The following is an 18294-nucleotide window of genomic DNA, read 5'->3' as shown; positions in this document are numbered from 1 at the left end:
CAGGCGATTGTTGCTGCCAGATCAATTCGCGTCTTGAACCGGGTCGAGTCTCACGATACAAATTTTGCAACCGGTTGCAACCGGAGTCTCGGAAAAAGGACGCGCCGATGGCTGAGATCGGGATAGGCATTGTCGGCGGCGGTTACATGGGTAAGGCCCATGCGGTGGCGATGTCGGCTGTGGGGGCGGTGTTCAACACCGCGCTGCGGCCCCGGCTGGAGATGATTTGCGCCACCTCTCCCGAAAGCGCCGAGCGGTATCGGGCGGCCTATGGGTTCGCCCGCGCGACCGAGGATTGGCAGGTTTTGGTGGCTGATCCGCGCGTCGAGGCGATTGTGATCGCCAGCCCGCAGGAGACCCATCGCGCGATTGCCGAGGCTGGTTTTGCCCTTGGCAAGCCAGTGTTCTGTGAAAAGCCGCTTGGGGCCTCGCTGGACGACAGCCGCGCGATGGTCGCAGCGGCGGAGGCCGCGGCTGTCGCGAATATGACGGGGTTCAATTATATCCGCACGCCCGCCAGCCAGTATGCGCGGGCACTCATCGCTGATGGTGCAATTGGCGAGGTGACCTGGTTTCGCGGCGAGCATACGGAGGACTTTCTGGCCGATCCGCAGACGCCCGCGTCCTGGCGGACGCAAGGCGAGGCCAATGGCACCATGGGCGACCTGGCGCCGCATATGATCAACGCGGCGCTGGCTTTGCTGGGCCAGATTGATCGGCTGATTGCGGACGTCGAAACAGTGCACGAGACCCGCCCCGGCGGCATGGTCACGAACGACGATCACGGCCAGATGATGTGCCGCTTTGCGCGTGGGACGATGGGGCAGCTGTATTTCTCGCGCATTTCGACGGGGCGCAAGATGGGCTATGCCTATGAGATCACCGGCACCAAGGGGGCGATCCGGTTTGATCAGGAGGATCAGAACGCGCTCTGGCTCTACCGTTCCGAGGGGCCGGAGGCGACGCGCGGCTTCACCAAGATCCTGACGGGCCCGGCCCATCCCGATTACGAACCCTTCTGCCAGGGGCCGGGCCACGGCACCGGCTATCAGGACCAGATCATCATCGAGGCGCGCGACTTCCTGCAGGCCATCGAGACCGGCGCGCCGGTGTGGCCCACCTTCAAGGACGGCATGGAGGTGAACCGCGTGATCGCAGCGGCGATGGCGTCGTCTGCTGATAAAACCTGGAAAGAGATTTCCGATTTCTGACCCAAGAAAGGGCTCTCATGACGATACGGATTGGCAATGCGCCCTGTTCCTGGGGTGTCGAATTCGCGGATGATGCGCGCAACCCGACATGGCAGTCGGTGCTGAAGGATTGCGCGGAGGCCGGTTACACCGGCATCGAGCTGGGACCGGTCGGCTTCATGCCGGAGGACCCTGTGCAGCTGGGTGAGGCCTTGGCCGAGCACGACCTGGCGCTGATCGGCGGCGTGGTCTTTCGCCCCTTCCACGACCCGGGTGCCTGGGAGGATGTGATGGACGGCTCGGTGCGCACCTGCAAGGCGCTGACTGCCCATGGGGCGCGGCATCTGGTGCTGATCGATTCCATTTCGCCGCGCCGGGCGCCGACGGCTGGCCGTGCGGCGGAAGCGGAGCAGATGGACAGTGCGGAGTGGAACGCCTACCGCGACCGGATCGGAACCATCGCAAAGATGGGGGCGGAAGAGTACGGTCTCACTGTCGGCATCCACGCCCATGCAGCGGGGTTCATGGATTTCGAGCCGGAGCTGGAGCGGCTGCTGGACGAGATCGATGACAGCCTGCTGAAGATCTGCTTCGACACCGGGCACCACTCCTACGCGGGGTTCGATCCGGTGGCCTTCATGCAGCGGCACATCGGGCGCATTTCCTACATGCATTTCAAGGATACCGATCCGGCGGTTAAGGCGGATGTGATCGACAAGCGCACCGGGTTTTATGACGCCTGTGGGCAGGGGATTTTCTGCAATCTCGGGCAAGGGGACGTGGACTTTCCGGCGGTGCGGCAGGTGCTGCTCGATGCGGGCTTCGAGGGGTGGTGCACGGTGGAGCAGGACTGCGACCCGCTGCTCGATCCTGACCCGTTGGGTGATGCGCGCGCCAACCGTGAATACCTTGAATCCATTGGCTTTCAGTGAGGGGCCGGATCATGATGAAGCTAAACTGGGGTATGATCGGCGGCGGTGAAGGCAGCCAGATCGGGCCAGCGCACCGGCTGGGGGCGCAGGCGGATGGGAACTTTGTGCTGGCGGCGGGGGCGCTCGACGTGGATGCGGAGAAGGGCCGGGCCTATGCGGAAGCGCTAGGAGTTGCGGCGGATCGGGCCTATGCGAATTGGCAGGAGATGCTAGAAGGGGAGCATGCGCGCGAAGACCGCGTCGATCTGGTGACCGTGGCCACGCCGAACTCCACGCATTTTGAGATCACCAAGGCGTTTCTCGAAGCAGGCTTCAACGTGCTCTGCGAGAAACCGATGACGATGACCGTCGAGGAAGGCGAGGAGATCGTGCGTGTGGCCGAGGCCTCGGGCAAGATCTGCGCGGTGAACTACTGCTATTCCGCCTACCCGATGGTGCGCGAAATGCGGCAGATGGTGAAGACCGGGCAGATCGGCAAGGTGCGCCTCGTGGTCGCCAACTTCAGCCACGGGCACCACGGCGATGCGGGCGACGCCGACAATCCGCGCGTCCGCTGGCGCTATGATCCGGCGATGGCGGGCGTGTCGGGGCAGTTTGCGGACTGCGGCATTCATGCGCTGCATATGGCGAGTTTCATTGCCGGGGATGAGGTGCGCAGCCTGTCTGCCGATTTCGCGTCAACCATACCGTCACGTACGCTGGAGGACGATGCGATGGTGAACTTCCGCATGGAGGGCGGAACGGTCGGGCGGCTCTGGACATCGTCGGTGGCGATCGGACGGCAGCATGGGTTCGACATCCAGGTTTTCGGCGAGACGGGCGGGATGCGGTGGGCCTCGGAGCAGCCCAATCAGGTGTTCTATACGCCCGTCGGCGGGCGCACGCAGATCATGGAGAAGGGTGAGGCTGGGCTGTCGGATGAGGCCGGGCGACTGAGCCGCGTGGCGATTGCCCACCCCGAAGGCTTCCCGCTGGCGGTCGCGAACATCTACGTCGATCTGGCTGCGGCGATCCGGGGAGAGGTGCGCGACGCCCTGCCCTCCGCGACTGACGGTCTGCGGTCTATGGCGGCGGTCTATGCGGCGGTGGAGTCGGCCAAGGCGGAGGGCGCCTGGATGGACGCCCGCCCGCCAATGTTGCGCTGATTTTCTCGATCCACCTTGCGGCTCTGCGGACTTTGTTGCCGTTCGTCTTTTTCCTAAAGAAAGGCCGCTTATCCGGGAAAGCTGATTTCACTGGCCGCAACACTGCTTATCAAACCACCGGTGTTCACAGCACGATATATGGATCGTGGCGGGCGGGCGGCTTCGTCAACATGGCGGTGAACCCAGCTTCTGATCTCCATCGTTTTCAATGACTGCGACAAGGCGCGATCCGTAATCGTTCGCAAGTTTCGTTTGATATCATTGAAGTGGCTTGGCCGATGGATTGCAGTCAGAACCGGCAAGGTCCATGAGCGCCGGAGCAAGTCCTGATCTCCTTCAGCAGCGACGCTTTGAATTCTGTTGGCAAGCGCCGCAGCAGAAATACCAAGCTCTGTCAGTCGAAACTCTGGACGCAGCGGATGGCCATAGCCGGGGTTTCGTTCCAGCAAGCTGATCGAGATGAGGTGATCCATGCTTTGCGCAAAAGCAGTTCTGCTCGCTCCGGTGGCAGCAAGTAGCGGCGCTTGTCTTCCGGCAATGCCTGCATGCAGGCTCGCCAGAATAGGAATGGCCCAAGCCCTTGAGGTGGTGTTGACAAAGACTTCAATGTCCATAAAGTATAGTTAATATATTTACAAGATAAAAGGAAGACCATGTCGCTCATTTCACTTGAAGAAACCATCACCATCGCGCTGTCAGTCAAAGACCGCCATGCAAGTGCCGAGTGGTACGGCAGCATGCTTGGGTTTGAAACGATCTACCACGCGGATGAGGCAGGGTGGTCAGAGCTTCAGACCAAAACGACCGGCGTAACAATCGGTTTGGGCGAACATACGGAACCTGCGCCTGGAAACTGTGTTCCTGTCTTCGGTGTCGCTGATCTGGACGCGGCGCGGCAAAAAATGGAACAGGCCAAAGTTGAATTTGACGGCGAAACCGATGTCGTTGAAGGCATGGTCAAGACGGCAACTTTCTATGATCCCGACGGCAATGCAATGATGCTTGCCCAGGATTTGACCGGCGGGGCAGAATAGTGCGCGGGCTGGTTTTCCTTTAGCGGTCGTTTAAAGTCTCCGCAGCATCAGTAACTTTGGGCTCAGAACCGACATACGGATATCAGTTACTTCAACGGCCTGAGCGTCCCACGCTCGACAATGGAACACGGGAAGATGCGCGCCTCGGGGTAGCGGTCGGGTTCGTCCAGCATAGCGACCATCAGCTCAATGGACGACGTGACGATCTGGCGGATCGGTTGGTGGATTGTCGTGAGGTTGATGTTCTCCCAGCGGGCCATTTCCATGTCGTTGAGGCCGATGATCCCGATGTCCTCAGGCACGCGCAGCCCGCTGTCAGCGATGGCGGAAAGCACACCGATGGAGAGCACGTCGTCGCCGCAGAAATAGGCCTCCGCCGGGTCGGATTTCAGAAGGCGCAGCATTTCGCGGCGGCCGGCGTCGAAGGAGTAGGCGTCGGCGAAGCTGTAGCTCGTGGTCACGTCCCGGTGGGCGCCGAGTTCGGAGAAGAACCCGGAGTAGCGGTCTTGCGTGGACGTCGCGCTTTCGGGCCCGCCGAGGAAGGCGATCTTGCGGTAGCCGCGCGCGACCAGCGTGCGGGCCGCCATGCGCCCGCATTCCACGTTGTCGATGCCCACCACATGCACCTGTGGCGCGCTGGAATAGCGCCCGAAGCTGTGCACCACGGGCACGCCTGCGTCGCGGAACGCCTTGGAGAACCCGGGCGGCAGTGTCGAGGAGGCGACCACCGCGCCATCGACGGAATACTGCCGCAGCATGGCGACGGACGCCTGCGGGTCGGTCTCATCCGTCAGGTTCACCAGCAAAGGACGCAAGCCGCGATCCTGCAGGCCCCGGGTGAAGAGATCGAAGACCTGCAGGAAAATCGGGTTGTGGAAGTTGTTCGAAATCAGCCCGATCAGCTTGGTCCGTCCGGTCGTCAAAGAGGAGGCCAGTGCATTGGGGCTGTAGCCCAGATCACGCGCGGCCTTCTCGACCTTGCGGCGCATCTTCTCCGAGACCGAGGCGCCATCGGTGAAGGTGCGCGAGACGGCGGAGCGGGACACGCCCGCGCGCTCTGCAACCTCTTTCAATGTGACGGGCATGGCTCTGGGTCCGATGGGGTTAGGTCCGCTCTGTTCTAGCTGACGATCAACGTCCTTGCAGCATGAAACAGCGCGCGCGCTTTTGCAACCGGTTGCAAAAAATCCAACCTCGTGCTTTAGTCAGATTCGGAGAAGTGACAGAGGTCACTCTTGCGCCATGAGAACGGTGAACCCTTGGGAGGAACATATGACATCTTTGATGAAGAACCTGGCATTGGCCACGGCGGTGGCCGCCGCATCCTTTACGGTCGCACAAACGGCGGCGGCTGAAGGCGAGAAATACATCCTCGTCAGCCATGCGCCGGACAGTGACACCTGGTGGAACACCATCAAGAACGGCATCGCGCTGGCGGGTGAGCAAGTGGGCGCCGAGGTCGAGTACCGCAACCCGCCCACGGGTGACATCGCCGATATGGCGCGGATCATCGAGCAGGCGACAGCCTCGGGCCCCGACGGGATCATCACCACGCTGGCGGATTTCGACGTGCTGAAGGGGCCGATTTCGGCCGCAGTTGATCAGGGTATCGACGTGATCATCATGAACACCGGCACGCCCGAGCAGGCGCGGGAGATCGGCGCGCTGATGTATGTGGGTCAGCCCGAGTATGACGCCGGCTACGCAGCCGGGCTGCGCGCCAAGGATGAGGGCGTGACCAACTTCCTCTGCGTGAACCACGCGATCCAGCAGCCCACCGTGGGCGAGCGCTGCCGCGGCTATGCCGATGGTCTGGGCATTGATCTGGGCGATTCCATGATGGACAGCGGCACCGACCCGTCCGAGATCAAGAACAAGGTGCTGGCCTATCTTTCGGCCAACCCGGATGTGGATGGCATCCTGACGCTAGGCCCGGTCTCGGCGGATCCGACCATCGCGGCGCTGCAGGAAAACGGCATGGCCGGGGACATCCACTTCGGCACCTTTGATCTGGGCGAGGAGATCGTGAAGGGCATCAAGGACGGCACCATCAACTGGGGCATCGACCAGCAGCCCTTCCTGCAGGCTTATATGCCGGTTGTGATCCTGGCGAACTGGGACCGCTATGGCGTGCTGCCGGGCAACAACATCAACTCCGGCCCCGGGTTCGTGACAAAGGACGCGCTGGCCAAGGTGGAAGAGTTCGCGGGCGAGTTCCGCTGATCTTCTGACAATTTGGGGCGGCTTTCGCGAGACGATAGCCGCCCTTTTTCTCACTTTCTGCATGCACCGGGGGATGAGGCCATGGCAGACACCACTGACGAGCGCATAAAAGAGATATCGCCGCTGCGGCGCGCGCTGATCCGGCCGGAGTTGGGCGGCATGGTGGGGACCGTCGCGGTCTTCACGCTGTTTGCGCTCTTTGCCTTCGATTCAGGTATGTTCAACAGCCAGGGCGTCATGAACTGGTCGATTGTCTCGGCGCAATTCATGATCATCGCGGTGGGGGCGTGCCTTTTGATGATCGCCGGGGAGTTCGACCTCTCGGTAGGCTCGATGATCGGCTTTGCGGGCATGATGATCGCTGTTTTCGGCGTGGTCCTGGCCTGGCCAATGTGGATCGCGATCCTCATCACCTTCGTGATTTGCTGCGCTTTGGGCGCGCTCAACGGGTGGATCGTGGTGCGCACAGGCCTGCCGAGCTTCATCGTCACACTGGCATTCCTGTTCATCCTGCGCGGCTTCACCATCTACATCCCCCAAACCATTGAGCGCAAAACCATCATCGGCGGTATTCGCGATGCGGCCGAGGGCGACTGGCTTGCGCCTATCTTCGGCGGCAAGATCGGCCAGCCTATCTTTCAGTGGCTCGGCGATATGGGCGTGATCGGGGTCTTTGAGCGTGGCACGCGGGCGGGTGAACCGGTGGTCGACGGCATCCCGATGCTGATCGTCTGGGCCATTGCTCTGATCATATTCGGGCACATCCTGCTGACCCGCACACGATTCGGCAATTGGATCTTCGCAGCAGGCGGCGACGCCGAGGCCGCGCGCAACTCGGGCGTGCCCGTGAACAAGGTCAAGGTCCTGATGTTCATGTTCACCGCCTTCTGCGCCACGGTCTTTGCGGTCTGTCAGGTCATGGAGTTCGGCTCCGCAGGGGCCGACCGGGGGCTGCTGAAGGAGTTCGAGGCGATCATCGCGGTGGTCATCGGTGGCGCGCTGCTCACGGGTGGGTACGGCTCGGTGATCGGCGCGGCATTGGGCGCGTTGATCTTCGGCGTCGTGCAACAGGGGCTGTTCTTCGCGGGCGTTGAATCAAGCCTCTTTCGGGTGTTCCTGGGGGTCATCCTGCTCTTTGCCGTGATCCTGAACACCTACATCCGCCGCATCATCACGGGAGAACGCTGATGGCCGATCCGATCATCCAGATGAAGGACATTCAGAAGCACTTCGGCTCTGTCATCGCGCTGGCGGGCGTCTCGGTCGATGTGTTCCCGGGCGAGTGCCACTGCCTGCTGGGCGACAACGGCGCGGGGAAGTCGACGTTCATCAAGACCATGTCCGGCGTGCATAAACCCACCAGCGGCGAGATCATCTTCGAGGGCCAGCCGCTCGACTTCGCCGACCCGCGCGATGCGATGGCGGCGGGAATTGCCACGGTGCATCAGCATCTGTCGATGATCCCGCTGATGTCGGTCAGCCGGAATTTCTTCATGGGCAACGAGCCGATGAAGAAAATTGCCGGGATCAGCTTCTTCGATCATGACTACGCCAACCGCGTGACCATGGAGGAGATGCGCAAGATGGGCATCAACCTGCGCGGACCCGATCAGGCGGTGGGCACGCTCTCGGGCGGCGAACGCCAGACGGTGGCGATTGCGCGCGCGGTGCATTTCGGGGCCAAGGTGCTGATCCTGGACGAGCCGACCTCGGCCTTGGGCGTGCGGCAGACGGCGAATGTGCTGGCGACCATCGACACCGTGCGCAAACAGGGCATCGCCGTCGTGTTCATCACCCACAACGTGCGCCATGCGATGGCGGTGGGCGACCGGTTTACTGTGCTGAACCGCGGCCAGACGCTTGGGACCGCGGTGCGCGGCGAGATCACGCCGGAAGAGCTGCAGGACATGATGGCCGGTGGCCAGGAGATGGTGAAGCTCGAAGGCAGCCTCGGCGGCACCGTCTAGCGGACAGGCCCGGCGCCTATCCTGACAGATCGCACGACCGCCCCGTCCGGCTGACAAGCCGGACAGTGCGCGCGCGCCCTCGATGGGGGCAAGCGCACTTCCCCCGGGGCCTGCTCAAACGGATCTGTTCAGAACAGCCGAAAGCCCACCTTGTTCCACAGCCGGTCCCAGACGTGGAAATCGGTGAAATAGCCCGTGTGCCCGCCGGCAGGCACCGCCCAGTTGCCGGCCAGCCCGTCAACACCGTCGATGGTGGTGCCGACGAAATCGTCGCTGCGATGGATGTTGTGCCAGATGGTGCGCTCAGGCATGTCCGCCAGCGCCACCTGAAAGAAATGCCGGAAATACCGACGATAAATATGGGTGACGGGCGAGCCCATGGTCACCAGCAGAACGTCGGGCGCCTGTCCGCTCGGCCGGACCTCGGCAAGCTTGGCGATCTTCCGTTTGACCCATGTGTTCTGCAGCATCTGGGTGGTGATCACGGTGCCCTGCGAGTGCGAGATCACCGTGATCCGGTCAGGTTTCAGCGCTTCGGCACCATAGTAGAGCACCCGGCGGAACCGGGCGTCGATGGCGTTGCGCTCATGGAAATTGGGGCGCCGCTCCTCGACGGAGCTGAGCCACTTGCAGTTCCTGACGACCGCGTAGGTCACGATATCGCGGACCACGCCCAACCCACCCGCAACAACGCTGGAAAAGTTGTAGATCAAAACAAAGAGCCCCAGCATCGCCGCCGTGGCGATTGGGCTGACCACCTCCTGCAGGCAGATCACGGCCTGATCGAAAGAGCCGGTGGCCTCGGCCAGCACGCATCGCGCATCCTCCTCTGACATGCTGGTCCCGTGGTGCGTGTCATAGACGATAAACACCGCAATCAGCGAGAGCGCGATGAAGAAAGCCCACTGCAGCGCGATGTTCAGAATGATGCGGGAGCCAAGTTCGCCCTGCTTGTAGAGCAGTTGCTTGTTGAAGACCCGCACAGCCACGATCAGCACCGCCACGAGGACCAGCAGGATCAGTCCAACAAAGGTGATCGACAGCGTGCCCATGGCCTGGTTCATCGGATCGGCAAAATACGTGTTGAGAAGTTCGAGGCCCTTGTTCCCGGTCTCTTCCGGGGTGGGGCTGCTCTGCGACGATGCGCTCTCCTCCGTCTTTGGGGCCGTGGTCTCGACCAGTTCCACAAACCCCATCCAGATCGCGCTGGAAATCACCATCCAGAACAGGATCATCGCGGTGCAGATACTGGGATAGATGTTGCGGTGTCCCACCGGCGTCTCGGGCGGCGCGGCCGCGCTCTGGAAGATCAGGGTGAGGTAGCTGGTCAGCGCCAGCACGACCACGGCGGCCCAGGACACACCCAGTGTCGCAACGCTATAGGTGACGAAGGCATCCAGATTGGCGAACTGGCCCTTTGCCGCGGTCTCGCAGGTGACATGATCGCAGAAGTCACCGCCGAAGATGCCGTATTCCCAGAGAAACAGCATCACCACACCCAGCACGGTCATGCCGCGTCCGAAGATGCGCACGAGGTAGGTGTTGGCCCGGGCGGCGGTCACCACACCGACCCCGAGCGTGAGCAGCCCATGCAGAAGAAACACCCATATGAGCGGGATGTCGGTCCAGTCGCGCCGGGCCGCAGGTACGTCGCTGGCAACGATGTTCAGCGCGGTCACGTCCACCAGCAGAAGCCCCGCCCCCAGTGCCAGCATCGCGTTCAGGGGCGCCACAAGCCCATAGAAGACCCAGGTGAAGAGATGCACCACACCGGTCGGGAACCAGCCGCGATTGTTCTCCACGTTGTCCATGGCCAGATAGCCGAGGCCCAGGACCACTCTCAGCAGATCGAAAATCGTGCGGAACGGGCCCACCGGCGCCGGAGAGCGATCCGCCCAGTAGACCTCGGCGAAGAGCGTTTCATCGTCCCCGTCGACCGGGCGCACCCGGCGCAGGTGCATCGGGAAAAGCTTCGCGTTGCGCGAGGTTCCGTCGAACTCTTCCTCGGCCAGCTGGATCAGATCGCGTTCGACCGTGACCGGCACGCGGTCGATCCCGGGAAAGCGCGTTGTGGCGGCGCCCACCACCGCGTCGACCGTCTCGCCAGGTTTCTGTTCGCCGATGCCGTGAACCGTGAGTACTAAATGCCGCCCCATCCCGTCAGTCCAAAAAACCTTAACCAATGAGCCGTGTTTAGCATGATTCCCGCATCTCGCCTATGACGTGCATCACACACAGGCGGGTCCTGTGCCGCCTCCCCGGAGGATCGCGCCAAGGGAAAGACAGGCGCGTCTGGCCCGGCGCTGAATGGCGTGGAGGTGTCGCGGCGCACCGGGACCGCGTGGTTTTATGGGGGCGCCGGTCTGCTGACGAAAGCCGCAGCAAGGCGCATTGCCCGGGCGCCCCGCATGCCCGAGCGTCTCTCATGCCGTGCCGGATGGGGTCAATGACATCAGACCGAGAAGAGACGCTGCCGCCGGGCGACGGGCGCGAGATCGCGCGCAAGGACGACCCGGGACCCACCTTTCGCAGCACGGGGCGTCCGCTTTGGATCATGATCATCGCAGCGTTTGCGGCGATGTCGGTCTATCGCTTCCGTGCCTCGGGCTTCGACCTCATTCGCGAGCTCTTGCACCGCGGCACCCACCTGTCTTTTGCGCTGGGGTTGCGCGGGTTGCGGGCCGAGGAAGAGCCGAAGGCGACCGCAAAGGCCGCCTGTCGAGCCGGTGCGCAGACCGCCCTACCGCTTGGCGCGGCGGCGCAATGCCACCAGACCGCCCAGGCCGACCATGAGCAAGGGCAGCGCCGCAGGCGCCGGGACGGGCGTCAGGTCGGAGTAAACCCGGGCGGTGACAGGCGAATAGAGATCGCCCGCAGCTGTTTCCTCGAAGAAGGAAAAGACGACCGTTGCGGTATCGCCGAAGAGACCCGCGTCGTCCCCCGACAGATCCCCGAAGACCACGGTGAAGAAATCTTCGGTCGCCAGCCCGTTGTCGGGATCATTGAGGGTCAGGTCGCTGCTGACAACCGTCGTGCTTTCGAGCAGCACGCCGGTGGCGCTCAGAAAGGACGACACGAAGAGCCCGGCATCGACCGTGGCGCCGGTGGTGTCTGCTTCGGCGGCCACATCGATGTCATCAAGGCCCAAGTCGAAAAACGCACCCGCAAAGCGCGTCCCGTCGGTGACGTCCACGATGGCTTCGCCGGTTGCTTCGTAGACCAGAACAGACGCGGCCTGTGCCGAGATCGGGGCCAGCAGCAACAGGCTGGCTATAAAGGCACTCAAGTGTTTCATGGGTAAAATCCTTCAAAGATAGAGGGCGCGGCGACAACCGCCGCACCGAGAGACTTAGGCGATCTCGAAGATCCCTTCGTTGATGATCGTGATGTCGTCGAGATCGTCGATACCGCGCAGGAAGATGCTGTCGCGATCCTCCTCCAGTTGCAGCAGCAGGTTGTCGCGCCCGAGGGTGCGGGTGGCGGCGATGATCGCGCCATCCAGATCGAGCGTATCGACCCCGGCTTCGAAGTCGAGGATGCGCAGGCCATCGCGCGCGCCCTCGAGATCGGTGAAGACGAAGGTGTCGGCGCCACCGCCGCCTGTCACCACGTCGATGCGGCCCCCGCCAGAGACGATCTGTTCCGCCGCATCGGTGCCGTTGAGGCGGTCGTTCCCCGAGGTGCCCGCGATCAGCAAGTCAGTGTCCCGCTCCAGATCCAGGCCGACGATGACCGGGTCGTGATCGGAGCCGCGCAGCGGGGTGCTGCCGTCGAACAGGCCCTGATCCGTCGGGCGCAGGGTGTTCGGACCGGTGAACGTGTCGTCGAGGTTGTAGTCGAAGAAGACCGGCGTATCGGCGTTCACGTTCCAGGTGGTTGCCCCCGTCACCTGCCCCAGCAGCCCCTCGTTTGCGAGCGCATAGTCCAGCGTGCCGATCTGGCCGCTAAACCGGTAGGAGTAGACGTCATCGCCCTCGAAGGTCCGTGCCAGATCGGTGTAACCTGCGGCCTCCAGCACCTGGATCGGGGTCTCGCGGGCATAGGCGTTGAGATCCCCGAGGATCATCACGTCCTCGTCGTCAACGCCCGTCGGGTTGGTCTCGAGCCACTCCGCCAGCTCCTGCGCGGCCAGCTCGCGGGTGGCGTTGTTGCGCCCGGCGCCATCGCCCTGGTCCTGATCCTCGACCGCGCCCGTGGGCGAGCCCTTGGATTTGAAGTGGTTCACGGAGGCGGTGAAGACGCCACCGGTGTCGATCTGCTCGAAGCTTTGTGCAAGTGCTGCCCGGTTGAAGGCATCGCCCCCCTGCCCCGCGCCCAGCGGGTCGAGGAAGGCGTCCGTATCCAGGATCGCCGCATCGCCCACCAGCTTGGTGGTGGTGGTGTCGTAGATGAAGGCGACGGCAATGGCGTCATCGCCCACGAACTCGGTGCCCGGATCGACGAAGGACCAGACCTCGGAGCCCAGCGTGGCGTTGATCTCACCTACCAGCGTCTTGATCGCAAACTCATCGCCGGCAAAGTCGTTCTCGATCTCGATGAGGCCGATCACGTCGCTCTCCATGCCGAGAATGGTCTGCACCAACTTCTCGGTCTGGCGCGCCAGCTCCTCGGGGTTTTCGGCCCCGCGCGGGTTCTCGCCATTGTCGATGGTGCCCTCAAGCGTGGTGAAATAGTTCAGCACGTTGAGCGAGCCGACCTTGTAGTCGCTGCCCACATCTTCGGGTTCGGCGGGCACGGGGTTGGTCTCTGCGTCCAGCTCGAAGGCGACACCTTCAGGCAGGCGCAGGCGGAATTCGCCGAAGTCGAAATCCATGATCGCGGTCAGCCCGTCGACCGACTGCCCCATGCGCACGCCCTCCACGGGCCCTTCGACCAGCGAGCCATCGGGCAGCGTGATCGGGTCGAAATCGCCTCGCGCGCTGTTGGTGCCATCGTCGATGGCGATGAGGCGGTTGGCGACCTCCTCCTGATAGGCGGCGTTGCCCGCCGCATCCGGCGTGTTGAGCTGGCTGTACTGGTAGACCGGGCCATCCGACGAGAGCGTGGCGCGCCCGAAATCCTCATAGTCGAAGCTCTCGGTGAAGGTCAGCGCCTCGTCGATGGTGACCAGCATGCTCTCGAACGCCTCGCGATCCTCGAGATCGGGCAGCGTGATCGACTGCGCCAGCGACAGCGGATCCACCGCGCCGGGCTCTTCCACCCGGATCTCCTGCACTTGGATCGTGGTCTTGCCGAAGCGTTCGATCACGGTGCCGAGCACGCGGACCTTGTCGCCGTCGTTCACATCCGTGAGCAGACCGCCCCCGCCCTCAAAGGCGAAGATACCTTCGGAGGTCAGGGCATCGGCGTCCTGGTCAGAGCTTTCCTCCATCAGGAAGAAGCCGCCAAGATCGCGGAAGCTGTCATCATCGCCGTTCTGGAAATCACCGGTCACGATCGCCTCGACGACCACGGTCTGCCCCACCAGGCCGCTGGCCGCACCGCTGCCCTGGATCTCGCTGATCAGCGTGGGCGCATCGTCGATGTTGCCACCGCCCCCGCCACCGCCGCCGAGGCCGGTCCCCGCCGTGGGCGTGTTGACCTCCGGGTTGTTGCCGAAGCTGAGGAGCTCGAAATCAGCGGCCGTATCGGTGTCGACGCCGTCCTCGATGCGGCCGACGCCCGCGGGCAGGAAGTTGCCGTCCGGTCCCACGACCGGCGCGCCCAGAACAGATGTGTCGCCATCCTCATTCACGGTGGCCACGGAATCGATCACCACCTCGCTGCCGGTGACGCTGTCACCAGAGAGGCTCGCGGTTTCGACCAACGCGAAGGTCGACGAGCTGTTCTGGAACGCATCGGTGGGCAGAGAGATATTGGCCTCGACGCCATAGGTCGCCTCGGCGATCTGGTTGGCGAGGAGCAGGAACCCGTTGTCGCCGAGCACCGTGCCGGGCGCGAAATCGAGACGATAGGTGATGGTGCCCTTGGAGGCGCCGGTGTTGCTGTCCACAACGATCAGGCTGAGCCCGTCGAGCGCGGCACCGGGCGTGCCGAAGAGCTCCACATATTCGGAATCCGTGCCCGTGGTGCTGGAGAGCACTTCGTTGATCACCACGCTGTCGTCACTGCCACCCTCGTCGAAGACGGTGTCCTCGCGGAAGTTCAGGTTCTGGATGCGGGTGTCGCCACTGGGGTCGCTGTCGGCCTCGTCGAACGGCGCGTCGAGATCGTCGAGGTATTCGGCCAGCGCATCCTGTTCGGAGCCGTCATCGGCGAAAGTGGCGTCCCCCGTCCGCGGCGCCCCGTCCTGCGCCAGATCGACCCGGTTGGCGCTCTCGCCCTGCGGGAAGGGAAAGCCGTCCCCGCCCCCGGCGAGGAAGTTCAGCGTCACGATGCGGAATTCCTGGCTCTCGTCGCCGACGATCGCGCCGTCGCGGACCAGCTCGGCAATCTGGGTGCCGTCCGCATCGACGATTTCCGCGTTCACGATGCGGCTGCCCGCTTCAAGGTCCGGGTCGAAGGAGAATTCGACGCCCGACACCTGAGGGAAGCGGCCCGCCACATCCGGCAGTCCGCCGACGCCATGCTCCAGCACCGCGACCAGTTCCGCCTTGGTCAACGTCAGCAGGGTCAGCCCGTTGTTGAAGGCCAGCGTGGTCTGGATGTCGTTCTGGCTGATGCCGCCTTCTGGTTTCACGATATTCCCGTCGCTGTCGACAATCTCGCCGTTGGGCAGGCGCGTGGCGGTCGTATCGCCCGGCAGCACCACGGTTTCGCCGATGGAGGCGCGGATGCCGCCACCGTTCTTGATCGACACCACGACCGTATCATCGGCCTCCTTGGCCGCGGCAAGGTTGGCATCGGCGGTCAGATTGCCGAGGTTGGTTTCCTGGGTGCGTACCCCGTCCGGGTCCCCTTCGGCGCCGGAGCGGTTGCCATTCAGGAACACCTCAGAGCTGCCGAAGACGTTCGATTCCGTGGCGATGATCTGCGCTTCGATGGCGTCCGCAATGGCCTGGATTTCCGGGTCCACCAGCGCTTCGGCGCCGAGGTCTGCCACGCCCTGGGCATCCGTCGCATAGGCGCCGGAGACCTCCGCGTCATAGGAGCCGGGGATAATGTTGCCGTCTTCGTCGAAGTCGATGACCAGACGGCCCACATATTTGTAGCTGCCATCGGTGTTGACCACGGCGGTCTGGGTGCCGCCGGCGTTCTGCACGAAGATCGGATAGTCACCCTGCACGCTGTCGCCGTCGCGCGGGCGGTCATTCTCGTCAAAGAGGCGGGTGTTGGAGCCGCCCGCGACGATCACGTCCACATGCTCCAGCCGCGCGGCGAGCTCCTGTTCGAGGGTCAGCCGCTGCATATGCGACAGCAGGATCACCTTGTTCATGCTCGGATCGGCAGCCAGCAGACCGTCCACTTCGGCCTGGATCTGTGCGGCCAGCGCGTCCAGCTGCTCCGGCGTTGGCGTGTCATCGAAATCTCCCGGCAGGATACCCAGATCGCCGGGGTTCGAGATGCGCCCGAGCGTCGGGGTCGTCGCCCCCACCACGCCGATCTTCTCGCCGCCCGTCTCCAGCACCACCGAGGAGGTCACGGTATTGCCGAGCGCGGATCCACCCCCCGCCACTTCGAGGGGCGCAAGGTTCGTATCGGTGGAGAACTCGAGATTGGCGGAGAGATAGGCGAACTCCGTGCCGCCGAAATCGGTGCTGAAGACATCGCCGGGCGCCTCGCCCGAAATGAGACCGGCCAGCGCTTCGGTACCGAAATCAAATTCGTGGTTGCCCAAGGCGATGGCCTGAATGCCCAGCTCGTTCTGGATCTGGATATCCGCGATGCCGGCGGAGCCGAAAATGGCCTCGGAGGCATCGAAGAACACACCGGGGATGATCGCGTCACCCGACGAGAGCGTCAGCGTGTTGTCCGGCTCGCCATCATCGCCCAGATCCTGCGCGCGGAGCGCGTTCAGCACGGCGGAGAGGTTGGGCGCGTCGACCACCGCGCCGGAGGAGGCTTCCTGATCGGCGATATGCAGCAGTTCCAGCGTGAAAACGCCGCCTTCGCCATCGGTCGCCTCGAGCCCGTCCACAAGCAGATTGTCGATGCCGAACTCGTCGCGGGCCCCGCTGCCCTCCACATCATCCCCGTCCCAGCGCAGATAGAAGGTGGTATTGGCGGGAAGGTCCGGCAGCGGCACCGCCACGGTGGAGGAGACCACGCCATTGGCATCCGCTGCCGCCGCGCTGGCGAAGGTGTCAAGCGGCTGGAAGGTCACACCGTCCAGCGAGAACGACAGATCGAAGGCGTTGCTGCGCGGCTGGTCGTTGGTGACGAGCCGCTCGAAGCTGACCACCACATCCGTAAGATCGGTGGGTCCGCTCTCGAGCGCGAGCGTCAGGCTGCCCGGGGTGAAATCGCTGCCCCCCGGCTGCAGGTAGAGCGCATTGTCTCCAGCGCCGCGGTTCAGCGCATAGAGCCCGCCCGTCGATACGCCACCGTCTGTTTCTCCCCGCGCCAGGTCCGCCTCGGAGTTGAACCCCTCGACCGACCACAGCATCGCATCGAGCTGTCCAGCCGCAGGCGTATCCGCCAGTCCCAAACCCAGAAAATCATTGAAGGTGTTCGCGTAAATCTGACGGCGCATAGCAGGATCCATTCTTGAAACAAAGACGGCGGGCGTGCCCTGACCTGATCAGGCGACCAGCGACCACACCCACTTCGCTCATCGGTAGAATTTATTTGTAACGGGTTGTTAACGATTGCCTAGAAATTTCTGCACGCGACGCGGGTGACGTCGGGGCGCCCGTGCTTGGGTGATGCAATCACAGGCATCGCCCTGCGCCGGCGGTCCGGGCCTTTCCAATGCTCACGAGAAGGTCCGGGCGCCCGCCCGGCAGATCAGTCTTCGCCGGCCGGCACGCTGTCCGCAGAGGTCAGTTCGAGGCCGTAGGCGCTACGCATCTGCTCGATAAAGCTGAGCGTATCGTCATCGAAAGGGGACTTGCCTTCGAAGCTGTGGAGCAGAATGCCTTCCAGCAAATCTCCCAGCGACATTTCATGCTGCGCGGCGACCGCCTTGAGAACTTTTAAGATGCGCTTTTCGATGCGAACACCGGTTTGCACGCGCTCTATCCTTTTATTCGCCATTCAGCCCCAACCGCACGCTGCTCCCCTGTTACAGGGGCAAAACGTAACAACTTCGACTGGGACTGGAAAGGGTTGGTTGACATCAGCAGGCCGTCAAACGGCCTTTTTTAAAGGAAATTCTGCGATAGGACGCGGAATCTGATACGATAGGTTGTAGGGGTGCACGGGTGGGTTGATACTTTTGAGTCCGATCCTGTTCTCCCGTCCCTTGCGACCCGTGGCGAGTCGCCGCGCGCGGCATGGCCTGGCGCGTGCCAGATGGCCCCGCCCGTCATCGCCGCTGGAGGCCCGGGCAAGACGACCCACCAGGGGGCCGACCCGCCCGGGCGCCATCTCGCTGTGTCACGACATGTGCCGCACCATGGCAACCAAACAACCTTGTTCACTCACCGCGCCGGAGGTCGAACCGGTCGGGGCAAAGCTGCCAGCATCGCCTCCACCGATCACGCACACCGTACGCGTCATGGGCATGAGATATCGCGCACCCGCCCCGGCGGGAACCCAAAGCGCTGCAAGCAGGTCTTGCGCGGATGCATGAGGCCTGTCCCCGACGTCTCGAAAAGGGCCGGCCCAGCGGGGGCAGTGGCACCACAGGCGGCGCCGGGGCGGGCCGCAACCCCTGCACGATGGCAACAGATGCGCGGCTTTGCTCTACCCCTGCTTGTAAA

The 18294-nt window shown here is 63.3% G+C and carries 13 protein-coding genes; 7 read left to right on the top strand and 6 right to left on the bottom strand.

What is annotated here, in order from left to right:
- The first annotated feature begins 107 nt into the window (after window positions 1-107).
- Genes Q1A71_RS08345 through Q1A71_RS08335 form a run of 3 tightly spaced genes read left to right on the top strand, consistent with a single transcriptional unit; the run spans window position 108 to window position 3267 of the window.
- Window positions 108-1211 carry a Gfo/Idh/MocA family oxidoreductase gene (locus Q1A71_RS08345; protein WP_299673944.1) on the top strand — a complete coding sequence of 368 codons (1104 nt, stop codon included), beginning with the start codon at window positions 108-110 and terminating at the stop codon, window positions 1209-1211.
- A 17-nt stretch (window positions 1212-1228) separates the two neighbouring features.
- Window positions 1229-2122 (top strand): TIM barrel protein, encoded by an 894-nt coding sequence (locus Q1A71_RS08340; protein ID WP_299673942.1) that lies wholly within the window; start codon window positions 1229-1231, stop codon window positions 2120-2122.
- Between the two features lie 11 nt (window positions 2123-2133).
- Window positions 2134-3267 (top strand): Gfo/Idh/MocA family oxidoreductase, encoded by a 1134-nt coding sequence (locus Q1A71_RS08335; RefSeq protein ID WP_299673940.1) that lies wholly within the window; start codon window positions 2134-2136, stop codon window positions 3265-3267.
- Between the two features lie 68 nt (window positions 3268-3335).
- Here Q1A71_RS08335 and Q1A71_RS08330 read toward each other — a convergent pair whose 3' ends face one another.
- Entirely contained in the window at window positions 3336-3881 is a 546-nt protein-coding gene (locus tag Q1A71_RS08330; RefSeq protein ID WP_299673938.1) for a winged helix-turn-helix transcriptional regulator, read from the bottom strand.
- A gap of 39 nt (window positions 3882-3920) precedes the next feature.
- On the opposite strand from Q1A71_RS08330, the gene Q1A71_RS08325 reads away from it, so the two are divergent.
- On the top strand, window positions 3921-4301 hold the full coding sequence (locus Q1A71_RS08325; protein ID WP_299673936.1) for a VOC family protein: 381 nt from the start codon (window positions 3921-3923) through the stop codon (window positions 4299-4301).
- 86 nt (window positions 4302-4387) lie between these two features.
- Here the strand turns inward: Q1A71_RS08325 and Q1A71_RS08320 are convergent, their stop codons facing one another.
- Window positions 4388-5386, bottom strand: coding sequence for a LacI family DNA-binding transcriptional regulator (locus Q1A71_RS08320; protein ID WP_299673935.1), 999 nt, complete (start codon window positions 5384-5386; stop codon window positions 4388-4390).
- A gap of 187 nt (window positions 5387-5573) precedes the next feature.
- Here Q1A71_RS08320 and Q1A71_RS08315 point away from each other — a divergent pair, with 187 nt between their 5' ends.
- The 3 genes from Q1A71_RS08315 (at window position 5574) to Q1A71_RS08305 (ending at window position 8491) form a co-directional block, all read left to right on the top strand.
- Window positions 5574-6524: a sugar ABC transporter substrate-binding protein gene (locus Q1A71_RS08315; protein ID WP_299673933.1), complete on the top strand. Its 951-nt coding sequence runs from the start codon at window positions 5574-5576 to the stop codon at window positions 6522-6524.
- Between the two features lie 81 nt (window positions 6525-6605).
- Entirely contained in the window at window positions 6606-7712 is a 1107-nt protein-coding gene (locus tag Q1A71_RS08310; RefSeq protein ID WP_299673931.1) for an ABC transporter permease, read from the top strand.
- Entirely contained in the window at window positions 7712-8491 is a 780-nt protein-coding gene (locus Q1A71_RS08305; RefSeq protein ID WP_299673929.1) for an ATP-binding cassette domain-containing protein, read from the top strand. Before Q1A71_RS08310 ends, Q1A71_RS08305 begins: the two co-directional genes overlap by 1 nt.
- Window positions 8492-8619: 128 nt before the next feature.
- Here Q1A71_RS08305 and Q1A71_RS08300 read toward each other — a convergent pair whose 3' ends face one another.
- From Q1A71_RS08300 to Q1A71_RS08285, 4 genes are all read right to left on the bottom strand, one after another.
- On the bottom strand, window positions 8620-10647 hold the full coding sequence (locus Q1A71_RS08300; protein ID WP_299673927.1) for a hypothetical protein: 2028 nt from the start codon (window positions 10645-10647) through the stop codon (window positions 8620-8622).
- Between the two features lie 584 nt (window positions 10648-11231).
- Window positions 11232-11786 carry a PEP-CTERM sorting domain-containing protein gene (locus Q1A71_RS08295; RefSeq protein ID WP_299673925.1) on the bottom strand — a complete coding sequence of 185 codons (555 nt, stop codon included), beginning with the start codon at window positions 11784-11786 and terminating at the stop codon, window positions 11232-11234.
- A 54-nt stretch (window positions 11787-11840) separates the two neighbouring features.
- A complete protein-coding gene (locus Q1A71_RS08290) occupies window positions 11841-17123 on the bottom strand; it encodes an ExeM/NucH family extracellular endonuclease (RefSeq protein ID WP_299673923.1) in 5283 nt (1760 codons plus the stop codon).
- A 254-nt stretch (window positions 17124-17377) separates the two neighbouring features.
- On the bottom strand, window positions 17378-17602 hold the full coding sequence (locus Q1A71_RS08285) for a hypothetical protein (protein WP_299673921.1): 225 nt from the start codon (window positions 17600-17602) through the stop codon (window positions 17378-17380).
- Window positions 17603-18294: the final 692 nt, after the last annotated feature.

Origin of the sequence: uncultured Roseobacter sp., from assembly GCF_947493125.1 — a bacterium.
Classification (GTDB): Bacteria; Pseudomonadota; Alphaproteobacteria; order Rhodobacterales; family Rhodobacteraceae; genus Roseobacter.
Note: the sequence above shows the minus strand (reverse complement) of the source record. Positions and strands in the feature narration are given on the sequence as shown.